The following is a 16,405-nucleotide window of genomic DNA, read 5'->3' as shown; positions in this document are numbered from 1 at the left end:
GCGACAATCGGTCGCCGCGGTCACCGATCCAGGATTTCGGTATACGGCTGCCGGACCGCCTCGAGGTGATCGCGCGCCAAGTCGTGAACCGGCTCATCGTCTTCCGCGAGGTGGTGTCGGACGCGTTTGACCCGTTCGACTTCCGCTCCCTTCGAAACGGTGGGAAACGTTGATATCGGTAGTGACTAACGTGGGCGTATGACATACGACTGTGCGTTTCTCGAGACGCTCGATCTCGCAGAGGATCAGCTCTCGTTCGCGAACGGACGACGCGAATCGCACGCTACGGACTTCGGAACGGAGCAAAACGACGGTGGCGGCGTTCTCCCGGACGCCGTCGTCTGGCCCGAGTGTACGGACGACGTCTCGGCCGTGCTCGCCGCTGCGACCGATCGCGGCGTCCCCGTGACACCCTACGCCGCTGGGACGGGACTCGAGGGCAACGCCGTCCCGGCCCACGGCGGCATCAGCCTCGATCTCACGCGGATGGACGCAGTCGCCGACTACCGGCCCGACGACTTCCAGATCGATGTCGGGCCGGGGATCATCGGCTCCGACGTCGACGAGCGCGTCGCCGGTGACGGCCTGTTCTTCCCGCCGTTGCCCTCCTCCGGCGACATCTCGACGATCGGTGGAATGATCGCGACCGACGCCAGCGGCATGCAGACCGTCCGGTACGGCGAGGTCGCCGATTGGGTACTCGGCCTCGAGGCCGTTCTCGCCGACGGCACCGTCGTCCGAACGGGCTCGCGCGCCATCAAAACCTCGAGCGGCTACAACCTGACCGACCTCATCGTCGGCAGCGAGGGGACGCTGGCCGTCGTCACCGAGGCGACGCTGGAACTGGCGGGCCGCCCCGAGCAGATCCGCGGCGGCCGAGCGATCTTCGAGACGCTCGACGACGCGACCGAAGCAGTGTTCGACGCGGTTCGAACAGACGTCGGCGTCGCCCGAATCGAACTCGTCGACGGGCTGAGCGCGACGATGGCCAACGAGTATCTCGGCAGCGAGCTCCCCGACGCGCCGATGGTCTTCCTCGAGTTTCACGCCAATCACGGCATCGAGGAAGAGATCGACCTCTGCCGGACGATCTTCGAAGATCACGACGTCGCCCGATTCGAGATGAGCGACGACGATGACGAGATGGACGCCCTCTGGCGGGCGCGGAGGGAACTGGCCTACGCCGTCGCGAGCTACGATCCCACCCTCGAGCCGCTCCACCCCGGCGACGTGACGGTGCCGATCAGTTCCTATCCGACGGTCGTCCGGGAGGCGAAACGGCTGGCCGACGAGTACGACCTCCTCGTCCCCTGTTTCGGCCACGCGGGCGACGGCAACCTCCACTACAGCGTCCTCGTCGACCCCGACGATCCCGAGCAGGTCGAACGCGGCGAAGAGTGTTATCGAGAGATAGTGGAGCTCGCGATCGAACTGGGCGGAACCGCAACGGGAGAGCACGGTATCGGACAGGGGAAACGGGAATACCTCGAGCCCGAACACGGGGCCGGCGCGGTCGAGGCCATGCGGACGATCAAGCGGGCGCTCGATCCGACCGATACGCTCAACCCCGGGAAGATATTCCCCGAAACGGCCGCCGGCGAACGGATCAACGGTCGGGACCGTTAGACGCGGTCGCCTCGCTCGGCGGTGACCTCGCAGTCAACCGGAATCACGATGTCTGGTCGTTGGCGTGACCGTTGCTGTCGGCCGGAAGGACGATATGAGTGGTCTGTCTTTTCTCTCGGAAGGGATTGCATTCGATCATGACTCCGATGGATCACCGGCGGCCCACACTCGACCGCCGCCGATTTCTCACGTGTGCGTGTACCGCAGTCGCCGGGACGGTCGTCGCATCGGGAGCCGGCTCTGCGGCCGTCGGTGACGGCGATCTGACGATCGAAGTCGTCCGCCACGACTCCGTCGAGCCGACCGACGACGCGCTCGAGTCCGTCTTCGAGGGCGTCGAGCTGTTCGCCGAGGCGTGGAGGGACGCGACGCCGGGGGTAGCCGAGGTGACGACGGACGAATCCTCGGTCGCGACGTTCGACGTGTCTCCGTCGCACGGTGAAACTCTCGATGCGATCGAAACCGACGACGCGCTCCGGTCCGATCGGACGCCGGAAACGGTGACGCTGTTCGTCGTCGAAGACGGAACGACGACCGCGGGTGCGATGCGTGCGTACGCGGGACACGACGGGAGCGAATACGCGGCGCCCGGCGCGTACGGCTACGTCAATACCGAACTCGTCGACCTGCTGGGCTGGCGATTCAGGACGCCGCGGGAACTCGTTCGGAACTTCGCGGCCCACGAGTGCGGGCACGCCGTCATCGGTTGGGCCGACTTTCCGTACTATCCGTCCGACGAACCCGACCGCGACCGCTCACCGGTGGTTCGCGCACACAGCTGTGGCGCTCAGGACCATCCCGCAGCCAGCGGCTGGTTCGTCCGACACGGGATCACGCCGATGGCCACGGGCTACTCGGCGATGGAAAGTCGGAACACGCCGCGAAATCACCAGTTTGCGACCGAAACCGATGCGATCGACGTCTACGCGGATCCCGCCGACGAGGCCTGGTCGTACTTCAACATGGACTATATCGCCGCGTTCTCGGAAACGTCTCGAGCGGCAATGGCCGAACACCACCAGCAGTTCTTTTCGTGACGCCCGTGGACTTCCCCGTTTCTCGGCCGAGGCGGTCTCGAGACACAGTTTTTATTGCTGTACATCGAATCTGTCGGAGGTAGTTACGTTCGGTCGAGCGAGAAGCGCGCCTCGCTTCCACCAGGTTGATATTTAGAATGAGAGGAAGGATTCACGTCGACGTCCGGTCCAGTTTGAGTCTCCTCGGCACGGTGCTGAAGTATCTCTCGCTTTCCCTGCTGTTTCCGACGGCCGTCGCACTGTTCTACCGGGAGAGTCCGCTTCCGTTTCTCGTCGCACTCGTCGTCGCCGTCGCCGTCGGGACGGGTCTCGAGCGCCTCGAGCCCGATCCGGACCTCGAGCACCGCGAAGCGTTCTTGCTCGTCGCACTGACGTGGTTAGTGCTCCCGCTCGTCGGGATGATCCCGTATCTCGTCGCCGGGACGGGGACGATCGCACATCCCGTCAACGCGCTGTTCGAAAGCATGAGCGGGTTCACGACGACCGGCGCGACGGTCATGGGCGAGATTTCCGTCGAGACCCACTCGCGGTCGATCATGCTGTGGCGACAGCTCACCCAGTGGCTCGGCGGGATGGGAATCATCGTGCTCATGGTCGCGATCCTCTCTGAGCTCTCCGTCGGTGGCACGCAGCTCATTCGGGAGGAATCACCGGGGCTACAGGTCGAGAAGTTAACGCCGCGAATCAGGCAAACGGCGCGAGCGCTCTGGCTGATCTACGCCTGGTTCACGCTCGCAGCGGTGGCCGTCTACTACGGGCTCCATCTCGCCGGGCTGGCCCCGAACATGACGTTTTACAACGCCGTCTCCCACGCGCTCACGTCGCTGCCGACCGGCGGGTTCTCGCCGGAGGGACGTAGCGTCGAGGCGTTCGAACCAATCGTCCAGTGGGCGGTCATGGTCTTCATGATCGTCGCCGGGGCGAACTTCGCGCTCTACTGGTACGCCTGGCGCGGCCACCCCGAACGCCTGACGAGCAACGCCGAGTTCCGATCGTATATTCTGTCGATGGGTGTCATCGGCGGTCTCCTCTCCCTGCTCCTCTTTCTCGGAGTCGGCCTCGAGACAGTGCCGGAGAACGTCGCCGCGATTCCGGGAAGTCTCGAGCGCTCGCTGCGCCACGGACTCTTCCAGACGCTCGCGATCGTGACGACGACGGGCTACGCCAGCATGGACTTCAACGCGTGGAGCGAGTCGACGCAGGTGATTCTCCTGTTCGCGATGTTCCTCGGCGGGTCGGCGGGATCCGCGGCCGGATCGATCAAGATCATCCGCTGGTACGTCGTCGGGAAGTCCATTCAGCGAGAACTGTTTACGACCGTCCACCCGCAGGCGATTCGGCCGGTTCGGATGGGTGACACGGGCGACGTTATCGGCGAGGAAGCGATCCACGGCATCTTCGTCTTCGTGCTCCTCTTTCTAACGCTGTTCGCCGTCTCGACCGTCCTGCTCTTTCTCGATGCGCACCGAACACCCGGCCTCTCGCTGTCGGGACTCGAGGCCACGAGCGCGACGATCGCGACGCTCGGGAACATCGGCCCGGGCGTCGGCGTCGTCGGACCGATGAACAGCTACGAGCCGTTCTCGCGGCTCTCGAAGCTGTACATGATCTTCCTGATGTGGATCGGCCGGCTCGAGATCCTCTCCGTGCTGGTGATCCTGACGCCGGCGTACTGGCGTTCGTAGCGGCCGCCGAGGCTCAGTCCTGGACCAGCACGTCCAGCACGTCCGGTCCCTCGCGGGTCAGCGCGTCCTCGAGCGCGCCCTCGATACCGTCCGGCGTCTCGATACGTTCGGCGCGCGCGCCGTGACTTTCGGCGTTTTTCACGAGGTCGACCGCCGGCTCGAAGTCCATTCCAACGAACTCGTAGTCGTCTTCCTCCCCGCCCATGAGGTGGAGCGTATTGTCCTTCAGGATCCGGTAGTTGCGGTTGTCCGAGATGACGACCGTCAGGTCCAGATCGTATCGGGCGGCGCTGTAGATCGAGTGGGGGTAGTACTGGTAGGAGCCGTCGCCGATGAAGCCGACCACGTCCCGCGGATCCTCTCGCTGTTCCTCGGCGACGGCGGCACCGACCGCTGCTGGCAGCCCGTAGCCGAGTCCACCCCCCTTGTTCGACATGTACTGTTCGGGCGCGAGATCCCAGCGCGTTAGCATGGCGTACTTCGAGGTGACGCCCTCGTCGACGATGGCCGCGTCGCCGGCCACGCGCTCCATGGCGTCGACCAGTTCGGCCTTCGACGACCGCGGATCGTCTCCGTCGGCCTCGCCGTAGCCGGCCATCTGGGACTCGACGGTTTCCTTGACCTCGGCGACCGCCTCGAGTCGGTCCGCCACGATATCGTCCGAGAGCTTCCCGCGAACGCGCTCGGTGAGACCCTGCAAAACGAGCCCCGGATCGCCGATCACTGCCGCGTCGGCGGGCTGATTCTTGCCGACCTGCCAGGCGTCGTCGCTCAGGTGGATGCAGGTCGTGTCGGGGTCGACCAGCGCCTCCTCGTGGCGCGTCAGCGTCGTGTTCGTCGAACAGCCCGCGAACATGATCGTATCGGTGTCCATCAACATCGCAGCCAGGCTCTCGCTGGTCGGCAGGTAGGAGACCCACTGCTCGTGATCGGTGGGGAAGTCCACCTCGCAGGAGAGGATCTCCCCGTGGACGCGAGCGCCCGTCGCCTCCGCGAGTTCGACGGCCGCGGCGACGGCGTCGGCTCCGGAGCGGGCGACGTGGTCCCCGACGACCATCACCGGATCCTCTGCGTCGGCCAGCAGGTCGGCGGCGTGCTCGAGTTGTGACGGATCGCCGCTGCCCGCGTTCGGAATCGGGCCGAGTCGTTCCGGCTCGGCGTCGGTTTCCTCGAGCATCACGTCGAGGGGCAGCCCGAGGAAGACGGGGCCGGTCGGGGGCGTCATCGCGATCCGGAACGCCCGGCGGAGCATCGTCGGCAGCGCCGAGACGTCCAGTACCTCGTCGGACCACTTGCAGAACTGGTCGGCCATGTCGACCAGATCGCCCGAGAGGATCGGCTCCTCGTGGCGGAAGTCCGTGCTGTGATTCCCCGCCGTCACGACCAGCGGCGCGCCGGCGATTTTGGCCGCGTAGAGGTTCCCAAGCCCGTGGGCCAGTCCGGGAGCGATGTGGAGGTTCGCCACGCCGACCGGGGTGATCGAGTCGTCGTGGTGGGCGTGGTACCGTCGCCGCTGGGCGTAACCGCCGGCCATCCCCACCGCGATGTCCTCGTGGAGTCCGAGCCGGTACTCGAGATCGCTTCGACTGATCGCGTCCATGATCGGCAGTTCGGTCGTTCCCGGATTGCCGAAGACGTAGTTGACGCCGTACGACTCGAGAGCGTCGGTGAAGAGATCCGCACCCGTATAGCTATCTGCCATGCTCCCTCGTGGCACGCCATCTCACATCAAATTGTGTGTTCCGGCGGGTTGGTTCCAGCTCGTGCGGCCCCGGCCCGGGTATTATACTTCAGTTCGTTGTCGCTCGCATATGGCCCTCGCGAGGGACGCCACCGGAGTCGACGCGACCGCTCGAGCGCTCTGGTCGCAGGTTCATCCCGTCTTCATGACGCCGCCGCTCGCGGCCTCGCTGTTCGGCGCGATCCTCGCCGGAACCGTCGACCCGCTGACCGCGGCGGTTCACGTCGTCGCGATGTTCGCCGCGGTCTACACGGCGCACGTGAAAGACGGCTACGTCGATTTCCACGTCCGCGGCGAGGACGACGACCATCCGTTGACCGAACGCGGCTGTCGGATCGCACTCGGGCTGTCGACGGCGGTGTTCGTGCTGTGTTGCGTGGTCCTGGGAATTCTCGTCGGTCCGGTCGCGGTCGCGCTGGTCGTTCCAACGTGGCTGATCGCCTACCACCACGCGCCGCAACTCGACACGAACCCGGTGACGGCGACGACCGGCTACCCCCTGGGTATCGCCCTCTCCGTGCTCGGGGGGTTCTACGTGCAGGCAGGGACTATCGGGCTCATTCCGCTCGGTTTCGCCGTCGTCTTCCTCACGCTCCTCTCCGGGATCAAGGTGATCGACGACACGCAGGACTACGCGTACGACCGGTCGATCGAGAAACGGACCGTCGCGGTCGCCGTCGGTCCCGACCGGGCCCACGACGTCGCCTACGGGCTGATGATCGCTGCGGTCGTGACCGTCGCCGCGTTGGCCCTCGTTCGCATCTTTCCCCTCACGTCGCTGCTCGCGGCGCTCGCGTTCGCCGCCGTCGCAATCGTCGCGCGACGGGCGGACCCCGAACTCGCGACCATGCTCCTCATCCGCGGCTCCTACGTCTTCCTCGCGGTCCTCGTGGCCGCGGTTCGGTTCGATCCGCTCGGTACTCTGGTGTGAGCGACCCCGGTCCGACGTTCGGGTACTCGAGGCGGCCTACACCGATCGCCGGTAGCCACACCTCGGACAGTACATCGTGCCGTCTTTGATGAGCGTGTGGCTCTCGTCGCAGTGCCCGCATACACAGCCGACGGAGACGCCGACTTCCCGGGCGAGCCCGGCCAGCGTGTTCTGTAACTGCTGCTGGCGACGTTCCGTCGCCTCGAGTCGATCGGTGAGGACGGCCAACTGAGCCGTCGTTCGCTCGCGACGGGGGTCGGGAACGCGGGTTGAACGGGGCGTCATGGTCGGTGTAGGTCGCCAGTGAGCAAATACTCATCTCTACCCGACAGCCGTCGTGAGACTCCTGCCGGCAGGCTATCGGTTTTCGACTGCGATTCCTGCTCCGATATCGGGTAGCGCAACTGAATCCACGTGTTGTCAATGAGTGCAGCGCCGCTATGGGTCCGATAGCAATCGCTCGAGTGTATTACAGAGAGGAGATAGTTCGACAAATACGGTTTTCAGTTGGTGCTCACGATCTTGATCACGTCGCCCTCCTCGAGTTCGTACTCCTCGCTGATCTCTCGATTCGACTTCGCGTTCACCGCGTGCAGGTAGCCGTCGCCGATGTCGGAGTGAACGGTGTACGCCAGATCGACCGGCGTCGATCCGTCGGGCAGGAGGAAGGCGTCCGGCAGGACGTTGCCGCTGCCGTCGGACCACTTCGCGGCGTCCTCGACCGGGTAGGCGGTGAGGTGCTCGAGCAGGTCGTAGACCGCGTAATCGAGCGCCGCCTGAACGCCGGTGCCGTCCCACTCGGCCATGGTATCCGCGAGCCCCTCGAGCGCCTCGCGCTGGGCGTCGTTGACGTCGTCGCCGATCGCGATCGTCTCGTCGCCGGGATCGTACTCGATCAGTCCGTTGTCGGCGGCCCGGCGGAGCGCGAGTTCGCCCTCCGCGGTGGTGGGGATCACCGGTTTGTCAAGCTCGAGCAACCGTTCGACGTTCTCCTCGGGTGCGACGTCGATCTTGTTCGCCGCGACGACGATCGGTTTGGTCCGCTGGCGGACGTCGCGCGCGAGCGCCTCGCGGTGCTCGTCCTCCCACTGGATCGGGTCGTCGGGGTAGTCCAGATCGCGGAGGACGATGGCGATCTGTTTTGGCGACGCGCCGAAGCCCGAGAGCATGTCCGCCAGCACGTCGTCGATGTCGAAATCGGGCGAGCGGGACTTGCGCTCGACGGACTCCCAGTTGTTCTCGATGATGCCGGCCAGCCAGAGGTCCATCTCCTCCTCGACGAAATCGATGTCCTCGAGCGGATCGTGGTCGCCGATGTCGACGGGCTCGCCCTTTTCGTTGGTCCCGCCGGAGGCGTCGACGACGTTGACGATCACGTCCGCGTTCGTGAGTTCGTCGAGGAACTGGTTGCCCAGCCCCTTCCCCTCGTGCGCGCCCGGGACGAGCCCCGCCACGTCCAGGAGTTCGATCGGGACGTAGCGCTTGCCGTCCTCGCAGTTGTCGGCGGTACAGCGCTCGTCGCGCTCGAGGCAGGGACAGTCGGTCCGGACGTAGCTCACCCCGCGGTTGGCGTCGATCGTGGTGAACGGATAGTTGGCGACGTCGACCTCCGCCATCGTCGCCGCTGTGTAGAACGTGGACTTGCCGGCGTTGGGCTTTCCGGCAAGCGCGATCGAAAGCATGGCTCAGCGTAGCAGGGTCCGGGAAAACTACCTTTCGATTCCGTCACTACGGACGGGTGGGAACGAGTCGGCCGTCTCCGCTTCGGGCACCGCGGTGACCGGCGTTCCCCGCGGGGGCTGGATTTCCGGATCCCAGTTCCGGCGTCCCGCATCGCCACCCGAATAGCGGGCGGTCCCGGCTATCTCGTTCCCGGTTCGAACGCCTCGAGGAGGATCGACGCCTCGCGAACCCCCTCTTCGAAGACGGCGTGGTCGGATTCCGAGACGAGATCCGTGTGGGGGTCCCAGTCGATCGCTCGGATCGCCGCCAGTTCCGGGAGGGTAGCGTGTCGGAGCACGGCTGCGACGGCGTCGACGGAATCGTCCGTGTGCGAAGCGACCGCGCGAGCGAGGTCGTCGACCGACCGGGTCTCGCCGTTCCATTCGTGATAGAGCACGGCAAGTGCGACTCGAGCGCGCTCGTTCTGGAGTACGTCGAGGACCGTTTCCGCCGTCGACGGGACGGCTGCCACGGTATCGACGCCCGGATCCCGCGCTGGCAGTGGCGGTGCGTCGGACTCTTCGGACGTTTGGTCCCCGCTCGAATCGACAAAATGTGTCGGATCGCCGGGACCAGCGGCGGTGTCGGCGTCCGGGGAGACGCCAGCACGTGACGGCGTCTCCGCTATTGTCGACGCAGTGCTGGCTGACGGTGCAGTGGTGGCGGCCGACGCAGTGGCGGCTGTCGACGCATCGGTGGCTGTCGACGCACTAGAAGTCGCTGTCTCGTCAGTAGATTCCACCGCGTCCGAAATCCGCTCGTCTGTCGGTGCCGTCGTTTCGGTAGTGGCCGCTGTCGATTCTTCGGCGGTCGATTTCGTATCGGCGGCGGCCGCGGTTGGCGACGGTGCCGACTCCGTGTCTCCGTCGACCGCACAGTCACACATCGAACTGGACTCGTCTGGCAGCGGTTCTTGGATGGCACTGGCGAAGCCGGTCGCACCGCCGACCGCAGCGAGGACCGTCACCAGCGACAGCGGATCCCGGATCGCTCCGCCCTCGAGCGTGACGTAGCCGATCAGCCAGACGCCGAGCGCGCACGCGACGACGATCCCGATCGAGACCCTGGTCGCGGCTCGCCAGCGGACGTCCGGCGAGACGTTCCGACTGGCCAGCCAGTAGCCGCCGGTGGCCAGTCCGGTCGGCACGAGCAGCGAGACGAACAGTTCGAACGCGACGACCGGCTGCGAGACCGGCGTCTCGAGCGTCTGAACGATTCCGGCGACCGCGAGCGCGAGCCCCATCGCGACGATTACGGCGGTCGATTCCCCCCATCCCTCCCACTCGCATTGTGCGGGGGTGGCAAAACGCATACCTCTCCGTTCCAGAGATGGTTATATAAAATGGATTGGTTAGAAAACGACACGTTTTCCGAATCGAACGCGACCGTGGCTACAGATCGACGGCCATCATCACCTCGTCGACGTAGTGGCCGTTGAGTTTGTAGTGATCCTCGCGGACCGCTTCGGTCTCCCAGTCGTGCATCTCGAGGAACGCGATCGCCTCCTCGTTGGTCGACGGCACGCTCTGGTAGACCCGTTCGTAGCCGTTGGAGCCGGCCCACTCGAGACCGCGCGAAAGGAGATGCGAACCGATGCCGTGATCGCGGTACTCCTCGAGAACGCCGACGGTGAGTTCGGCGGTGTGGCTCAACTTCTCTAACTCCGGGGCGTGAAGGTGGACCCAGCCGACGACATCCTGGTCGACCGTGGCGACGAAGAACATCCGGGACTGGAGTTCGTTGTGTCGGAGCAGCGCGCTCTCGTGGTCGATCTCGTCGGCGACGCTCTCCGCTTCGATGTACGTTTTCTCCTCGGCGACCTGCCGGATCGCACCGACGATCCCCGTCAGGTCCTCCTGGCGCGCCGGCCGGATGTGAAACTCGAGCGCTTCGGAGACGTACTCCTCTTCCGCGCCCGCGTCGATCGTGACTCTGAGCGTGCCGTCTTCCTCGTCGATTCGGCCGTCTCGCTTGAGGATCGCGACGTGGTGGCGGAAGCCGCCGGGATCGAGGCCCAGCTGATCTCGAGTCTCTTCGGGCTCGACCGCTCCGCGGCGCTCGACGTACTCGTATATCTCTTTGCGGTCCGCGTGGCCGAACTCGAGCGTTTCTGTCGACTTCATGGGATTAGTTACCACGGGGCGATACTTAATTGTTGGCCGAACGGGTTTCGACCGTACGGTCCACCGCCGGACGACAAGTTAGTCTGAGGGCGGGTCGACCCTTAAGACGGCAACTGGTACAGCCGGACGGCCTTCCACCGGTAGCGCCTCGACTCGGACGCGTGAGACGCCTCCGCTACGGGGGCACCAGCCATGGTATGCATCTCACGCATCCTATGATCGGCACAAACGTGGTGGTTGCTGGCTGTGCGCTCGCCCTCGCGGTCGCGATCGGACTGGTGGCCCACGAGTGGGCACACGCGACGGTTCTTCGACTCGCTCGCGTCGAGTACTCCGTCTCCTATTTCCCCGGCCGTCCCGACGGGATCGTCGCGCTGGTAACGACTCGTCCGTGGGCCGCTGTCCATCCTCGGCCGACCGGGAACGAATCGCCCTGGGCACTGCGCCTCGCCGCACTCGCACCCGCCCTCCTCGCGATCCCGGCCTTCGGACTGGCCGCTGCCGGCTACGTGACGAGCGACACGCCGATCGTCGCCGCCGCGGCCATCGGCTGGCTCGCCTGCGCGCTGCCCAGCCCGCAGGACTTTTCGGTCGCGTTCCACGTCCACCGGCTCCTCGAGCGGTCCCGCGAAACGAACGCGATCGCGCCGTCCCGCGCCGATTGACGGTCGTCGCTCGACCATCGCGTTCGGAGAACACCGGAGCGGTATCGTCGGAACGTACCTGCCGAAACGCTATCGACGGAACGCGCCGGTCGACCACGCGTGTATACCCGTCACGGTGGCGAACGCGACGAGAACGAGTCCCGCACCGACGAGTCCGGAAACCGGAACGATCCCCGCCGCGATGGTCCCGAGAAGTAGCCCACAGAGGGCGATTGTCGCCGCGTACCGTCGCGGCCACCGTTCGGATGACGGGGTCCGATGCGGGGGCTCGAGATAGGGATACAGCCGTGCCACGAGTGGCGTCGGCTCAACCCAACCGCGGTCTTTGTCGTACGTGACGATCCCGTGATTGTCGAGTTTCGGCAAGTGAGATTGATACAGCGAAATATAGACCCGCTGTCGCTCGCTGGAACTCAGGTTCTCGATGGCTGTCTCTTGCTCCCAGGCGGCGACCTGTTCGGCGAGGTCTCGTAACCGGACCCGTCCGCCCTCGTGGTGGAGGTACCGGAGCACGTCCCGACGGCGCTTCGTCTGCAAGAGGTGGTAAATATCGTCGAGTGACAGATCAGCCGGACTGTCGATGGTGTCAGATACGTGCGGTGATTCACCGACGGCATCCGCCTGGCTGCGTTCGATCACTCGAATTCACGACTGACAGTATTATCGTTCGACAGATAAAACTACGCACTCATTGACCTGCAGGATCAGTCGTTCGGCGATGAAAACGGTGTGTGGGTCGTGAGACGACCCGTCACGGATCCGGTACCAGCGCGGTCACACAGCCACGAATGACCGCGCGTCTTGATTGAGCACGGGTGGTTTACCGGCGTCACAGCGCTTCTCGGTGTTTCGGCCGGTCGGCATCACGCCGACACCCTATTGTTTCACTGTCCAATATTAAAGCTATCTATTGGGACAAATACGCCGATATCCGGGTCGGGAAAAGAAGATTATGAGAAATATCCCCGGTATTTGGATAGAAAGACAATAGTATCAATGTGGGGCGATGAATTCACCGCAGTCGTGTACTCGAGCAACGGGCGAACCGATCAGGGATCGATCTCCATCGGTGCAGTTCGCTCGGACAGTTCAGCGCTGACGAGGGCGGCGTGACTCCGCCGGAGCCGTTCGGAGAGCGCCTGGTGTGAGACGTCGAGTTCCGCGGCCAACTCCTTGAGCGTCACCCCCCTCGGGACGTCGAAGTAGCCGAGTTCGTGCGCCTTGCAGATCGTCTCGTACTGCGTTTCGGTCAGGGGTGTTTGCGCGCTCGCGAGATCGTCGATACCGCTGATTCGGGTGACGGCGGCCTGGTACTCGTATTGCTCGAACAACTCGTGACACGCCGACACCGACTCCCGATCGTCGAACAGCAACTTCAGCATCCAACGCCCGTTCGCTCCTCGAGCCGTCAGGATCGCGCCGTCGGTCTCGGTGACGATCTGTTCGAGCAGTTTCACGCCGTCTCCGAATTCGAGTCGGAACAACCAGCGATCGTTCTGACGGGCCGTCACTCCGTCGTCCGCCGAGGACTCATCAGCGTCGTCGGCGATGCTCGCGATCACTTCGACCGACGGATCCGCCTCGAGCGCCTGCTTGACCGTCTCGCGGTCCGGGCCGTTCGTCCAGACGAGCGGCGACGAGCCACCGATCATCCCGCCGACCTGAAACTCGAACGTCGACACTCGATCGAACGTCCGGGCGAAGCCGAGTCGCGCAGCCGGAATCTCGAGTTCGACGACTGTGGTCATCACCGAAGTCCACCACGAAGACGTATAGACGGGTTTGGTTTCCGGTAGCCTTTCCCGCCACCCATTTCCGATGACTGTCAATTCTGTCGGACTCTCTAGCCAACTAATTAGTTGTTGTTGCGGGGAATGCGCGTGTAATCAGTCGATTTCACAACCGTCACGCCCGATTCACGAGACGAGGACTACCGCCTCGGTGCCGAATTTTCGGACCGATGAAACGGTCCAACGGGATCGAGGCGGATTCCGAGAGGATTCTCAGTTCCTGTAATTCCCGGATAGCTACAAGTATCATAGCACCGTCGTTTCACCCGGCCAACGGGAAACGCTGGCCGACAGGGAATGCAGGCTGTCCGGCATTATTCTCCACGTGAGGCGCGCTCTACCGCCGAAGCCGTGCGATAGGAGTGCCACCGTCGCGATCGAACTCGACCAGTCCGTCCGACTCGAGATCGGTTACTATCCCCTCGAGCCACTCCCGTCCGTACTCGCCGTCGGGGGTGTAGTCGACGCGGATGCGGTGACCGAGGGTATCCACCTCGAGTTCGTCGTACTCTCGGAGAGTGGCGATCACGCGGCCGCGGAACTGCCGGCGGCTCCCCTCGAAACTCGGCTGGGTGGGGACGTCCGGAGCGGTGAAGTCGCCGCTCGCGTAGGCCCCACACCACTCGCGCCACGGACAGCCCGCCTCGTCACAGCGGGGTGTCTGCTCGCAAGCGACGCCGCCGAGTTCCATGATCGCGTTGTTCCAGACTCGAGACTTGCCGTCGGGCATGAGTTCGCTCGCGGCCTCCTCGAAGGCCGCGTCGTCGTCCGGGACGTCGAAGGCCCGATAGAGGACGCGTTTGACGTTCGTGTCGACGACCGCGTCGCCGGTATTGAACGCGAAGCTCGCGACCGCATTGGCGGTGTACGGACCGACGCCCATCAGTTCCTGCAGTTCCTCGGGAGTCTCGGGAAAGTCGCCGTCGTACTCTTCTTGAATCTGACCGGCAGCCTCGTGCAGGTACTTCGCCCGGTTGTTGTACCCGAGACTGTGGTCCGTCCAGAAGCCCACGACTTCGGCGCGATCGGCGTCCACCAACTCGGCGGTCGTCGGCCAGCGCTCGAGGAACTCCTCCCAGGCCTCGACGACGCGGCCCAGTTGGGTCTGCTGACTCATCACCTCGCTGACGAGGATTTCGTAGGGATCGTCGGTCCGCCGCCACGGGAAGTCGCGGTAGTCGTCCTCGTACCACCCGATCAGCGCCTCGCGAACGGCCGCTGGATCGTCGGGCAACGCCCACTCCTGGGCCTCTGCTGTCATCGACGGGGGTTATACTGTTGGCTGTAAGTCAGTGTCGCAATTCACCGACGCTCTCGACGGATCCACAACCAGTCACAGTCGACGGTCGCGGGAAGCGATGGAGTATCGACGAGAGGCAAAGCCGAAATTACCCGCATATTTTTCTCCGGAGAGACGATAGTTCGCAATCATGAATTCGGAGTCGCTCGGCCCCACACTGATCGGTGTCGGGTTCGCAGTGATCGTCGTTCCGTTCGTCGTCCTGTTCTTTCTGGCGATCGGCCCCGCCGGATGGGTGATCGTCGGTGGGTCGCTCATCGTGATCGGGATCGCGGTCTCTCTGCGTGCCGCTCCCGGGTACGACGATGGCGCCCATCTCGAGCGGACGAACTGCGTCGATTGCGGTGCGCGAATCGATGCCGACGCTGACGCCTGTGACCACTGCGGAGCCGTCCGCTGAGTGAACGGAGCGGATTCGGAGTGCCAGTTTCCGAGTCGAAGCGACCACGAAAGGTCTATCCGACGCGCTCGAGTCCCCTCCCGTATGAGCCTCGACGACCTCACCGACGAAGTCACGGACTCCTATACGGATATCGGCGACGACCTCACCGTCTCGCTCGATCGCGAAACGCGCAACGAACTCGCACTGCTCGAGACCGCCTTAGAGCCCGAAGAGACGGACGAACTGGTCCGCCGGGCGATCCACATGCTCTTTCAGTCGACCGTCGACACCGGTAAACTCGACTTCCAGCTGCGGTCGGCCTACGACGTGACCTACGACGAGTACCTCTCGGGCATGACGTTCGAGGAGATGACGGGTGCGGATCAGTATCCCTCGATGGACGACGAGCGCCGCTATCAGTTCTGACGGTCCACGGCCGTCTCACTAGGTACGGACCCACCAGCGATCCTAGTACGTGTTCTAGTACCACTGCATTGTTCTACCGTCATAATAGGCGAGCTTATATTCGTCCAGATCTTCGCCTCGAGTATGGCAGTAACCCAACGTTCGCTCGAAACTGACTATCAGTGCCCCGATTGTTCAGGAACGCTCGCGGCCCGGTACGAATCGCTTGTCTGTAACGACTGCGGCTACATGCCGCGCCACGGTGCCGACTGATCTGGCTGTCATAGTGTCGCAGTCGAATCGACGATCGAGCGCCCGCTTTTCACGTTCTATCGGCTCTCGATGAAAAATATGAATTCAAGCGATGCGTCCCCGCCGTCATCCTAACTGCTTGACGAACTGCCGGCCGAGCCGCTCTCGTCCGCTTTCTCGGCCGCCTTCTCGCCGGCCTGTTCGGTTTTTTCGGCCGCGCTCTCGCCCGTCTGCTGGACCTGCTCGCCGGCTTTCTGCGACCCCTCCTCGACGCGATCGGCCATCGTCTCGCCGCCCTCTTGAATCGTATCGGCGGCCTGTTCGGTCATCTGCTTGGTCCGGTCAGCGGTCTCACTCGCCACGCTCTGGAGCTTCTGTGTCGCTTTCTGCGACTTACGGAGCCAGTAGCCGGCCGCGAACGCGCCGCCGATGAGCACCAGTAGCGGGAGCATCTTTCGACCGCTCGACTCGTTCGCCGGCTTGATCTCGACGGTCTTGTCGTTCGATTCCCTGATCGTATCGACCACCGCCTCCTGAACCTGTTCGTCTATGTCGGTCTCCGAGGACCCGAGCGAGCCGCTGAGAAGTGAGCGTTTCATTATGTCCGGATGTACCTAGAACCTCGCTGTCAAAAACAGTTCTACCGGCGTTTGCGGGCAGGGGAACGCTTCCAGAAGAGAGACAGTCCGTTCACGCCAACCGACATCCGACGGAATCCTGCCGAATGTCGGCGCTATCGAGAGGCG

Annotated in this window: 17 protein-coding genes; 8 read left to right on the top strand and 9 right to left on the bottom strand. The window is 64.2% G+C overall.

Annotated features, from left to right (window positions below):
• The first annotated feature begins 198 nt into the window (after positions 1–198).
• The 3 genes from LDH74_RS08080 (at position 199) to LDH74_RS08070 (ending at position 4,348) form a co-directional block, all read left to right on the top strand.
• The gene (locus tag LDH74_RS08080; protein ID WP_226041997.1) at positions 199–1,626 is read left to right on the top strand and encodes an FAD-linked oxidase C-terminal domain-containing protein; all 1,428 of its coding nucleotides are present in this window, start codon (positions 199–201) and stop codon (positions 1,624–1,626) included.
• A 137-nt stretch (positions 1,627–1,763) separates the two neighbouring features.
• The gene (locus LDH74_RS08075; protein ID WP_226041996.1) at positions 1,764–2,663 is read left to right on the top strand and encodes a hypothetical protein; all 900 of its coding nucleotides are present in this window, start codon (positions 1,764–1,766) and stop codon (positions 2,661–2,663) included.
• Between the two features lie 137 nt (positions 2,664–2,800).
• Complete coding sequence (locus LDH74_RS08070; protein WP_226041995.1) at positions 2,801–4,348, top strand: TrkH family potassium uptake protein; 1,548 nt, start codon at positions 2,801–2,803, stop codon at positions 4,346–4,348.
• Between the two features lie 13 nt (positions 4,349–4,361).
• Here LDH74_RS08070 and LDH74_RS08065 read toward each other — a convergent pair whose 3' ends face one another.
• Complete coding sequence (locus LDH74_RS08065; RefSeq protein ID WP_226041994.1) at positions 4,362–6,050, bottom strand: thiamine pyrophosphate-binding protein; 1,689 nt, start codon at positions 6,048–6,050, stop codon at positions 4,362–4,364.
• 109 nt (positions 6,051–6,159) lie between these two features.
• On the opposite strand from LDH74_RS08065, the gene LDH74_RS08060 reads away from it, so the two are divergent.
• Positions 6,160–7,020 (top strand): UbiA family prenyltransferase, encoded by an 861-nt coding sequence (locus tag LDH74_RS08060; RefSeq protein ID WP_226041993.1) that lies wholly within the window; start codon positions 6,160–6,162, stop codon positions 7,018–7,020.
• 36 nt (positions 7,021–7,056) lie between these two features.
• On the opposite strand, the gene LDH74_RS08055 is transcribed toward LDH74_RS08060, so the two are convergent.
• The 4 genes from LDH74_RS08055 to LDH74_RS08040 form a co-directional block, all read right to left on the bottom strand.
• Positions 7,057–7,305, bottom strand: coding sequence for a hypothetical protein (locus tag LDH74_RS08055; RefSeq protein ID WP_226041992.1), 249 nt, complete (start codon positions 7,303–7,305; stop codon positions 7,057–7,059).
• A 218-nt stretch (positions 7,306–7,523) separates the two neighbouring features.
• Entirely contained in the window at positions 7,524–8,702 is a 1,179-nt protein-coding gene (locus LDH74_RS08050) for a redox-regulated ATPase YchF (protein WP_226041991.1), read from the bottom strand.
• A gap of 179 nt (positions 8,703–8,881) precedes the next feature.
• The gene (locus tag LDH74_RS08045) at positions 8,882–10,054 is read right to left on the bottom strand and encodes a hypothetical protein (RefSeq protein ID WP_226041990.1); all 1,173 of its coding nucleotides are present in this window, start codon (positions 10,052–10,054) and stop codon (positions 8,882–8,884) included.
• 79 nt (positions 10,055–10,133) lie between these two features.
• Positions 10,134–10,865, bottom strand: coding sequence for a GNAT family N-acetyltransferase (locus LDH74_RS08040; RefSeq protein WP_226041989.1), 732 nt, complete (start codon positions 10,863–10,865; stop codon positions 10,134–10,136).
• Between the two features lie 215 nt (positions 10,866–11,080).
• On the opposite strand from LDH74_RS08040, the gene LDH74_RS08035 reads away from it, so the two are divergent.
• Positions 11,081–11,530: a hypothetical protein gene (locus tag LDH74_RS08035; protein WP_226041988.1), complete on the top strand. Its 450-nt coding sequence runs from the start codon at positions 11,081–11,083 to the stop codon at positions 11,528–11,530.
• 69 nt (positions 11,531–11,599) lie between these two features.
• On the opposite strand, the gene LDH74_RS08030 is transcribed toward LDH74_RS08035, so the two are convergent.
• The 3 genes from LDH74_RS08030 to LDH74_RS08020 form a co-directional block, all read right to left on the bottom strand.
• Positions 11,600–12,169, bottom strand: coding sequence for a hypothetical protein (locus LDH74_RS08030; RefSeq protein ID WP_226041987.1), 570 nt, complete (start codon positions 12,167–12,169; stop codon positions 11,600–11,602).
• Between the two features lie 410 nt (positions 12,170–12,579).
• Positions 12,580–13,278, bottom strand: coding sequence for a helix-turn-helix domain-containing protein (locus LDH74_RS08025; RefSeq protein WP_226041986.1), 699 nt, complete (start codon positions 13,276–13,278; stop codon positions 12,580–12,582).
• A 379-nt stretch (positions 13,279–13,657) separates the two neighbouring features.
• Positions 13,658–14,581 carry an A/G-specific adenine glycosylase gene (locus LDH74_RS08020; RefSeq protein ID WP_226041985.1) on the bottom strand — a complete coding sequence of 308 codons (924 nt, stop codon included), beginning with the start codon at positions 14,579–14,581 and terminating at the stop codon, positions 13,658–13,660.
• Between the two features lie 169 nt (positions 14,582–14,750).
• Between LDH74_RS08020 and LDH74_RS08015 the strand changes: the two genes are divergently transcribed.
• The 3 genes from LDH74_RS08015 (at position 14,751) to LDH74_RS26445 (ending at position 15,680) form a co-directional block, all read left to right on the top strand.
• The gene (locus LDH74_RS08015; protein ID WP_226041984.1) at positions 14,751–15,020 is read left to right on the top strand and encodes a hypothetical protein; all 270 of its coding nucleotides are present in this window, start codon (positions 14,751–14,753) and stop codon (positions 15,018–15,020) included.
• Between the two features lie 84 nt (positions 15,021–15,104).
• Positions 15,105–15,428, top strand: a complete 324-nt coding sequence (locus LDH74_RS08010; RefSeq protein WP_226041983.1) for a hypothetical protein — start codon at positions 15,105–15,107, stop codon at positions 15,426–15,428.
• A gap of 123 nt (positions 15,429–15,551) precedes the next feature.
• Positions 15,552–15,680: a hypothetical protein gene (locus tag LDH74_RS26445; RefSeq protein ID WP_255680960.1), complete on the top strand. Its 129-nt coding sequence runs from the start codon at positions 15,552–15,554 to the stop codon at positions 15,678–15,680.
• A 110-nt stretch (positions 15,681–15,790) separates the two neighbouring features.
• On the opposite strand, the gene LDH74_RS08005 is transcribed toward LDH74_RS26445, so the two are convergent.
• Entirely contained in the window at positions 15,791–16,258 is a 468-nt protein-coding gene (locus LDH74_RS08005) for a hypothetical protein (protein ID WP_226041982.1), read from the bottom strand.
• Positions 16,259–16,405 lie beyond the last annotated feature (147 nt).

It is taken from the genome of Natrinema sp. DC36, assembly GCF_020405225.1.
Classification (GTDB): domain Archaea; phylum Halobacteriota; class Halobacteria; order Halobacteriales; family Natrialbaceae; genus Natrinema.
This window is presented reverse-complemented; position numbering and strand designations above follow the sequence as displayed.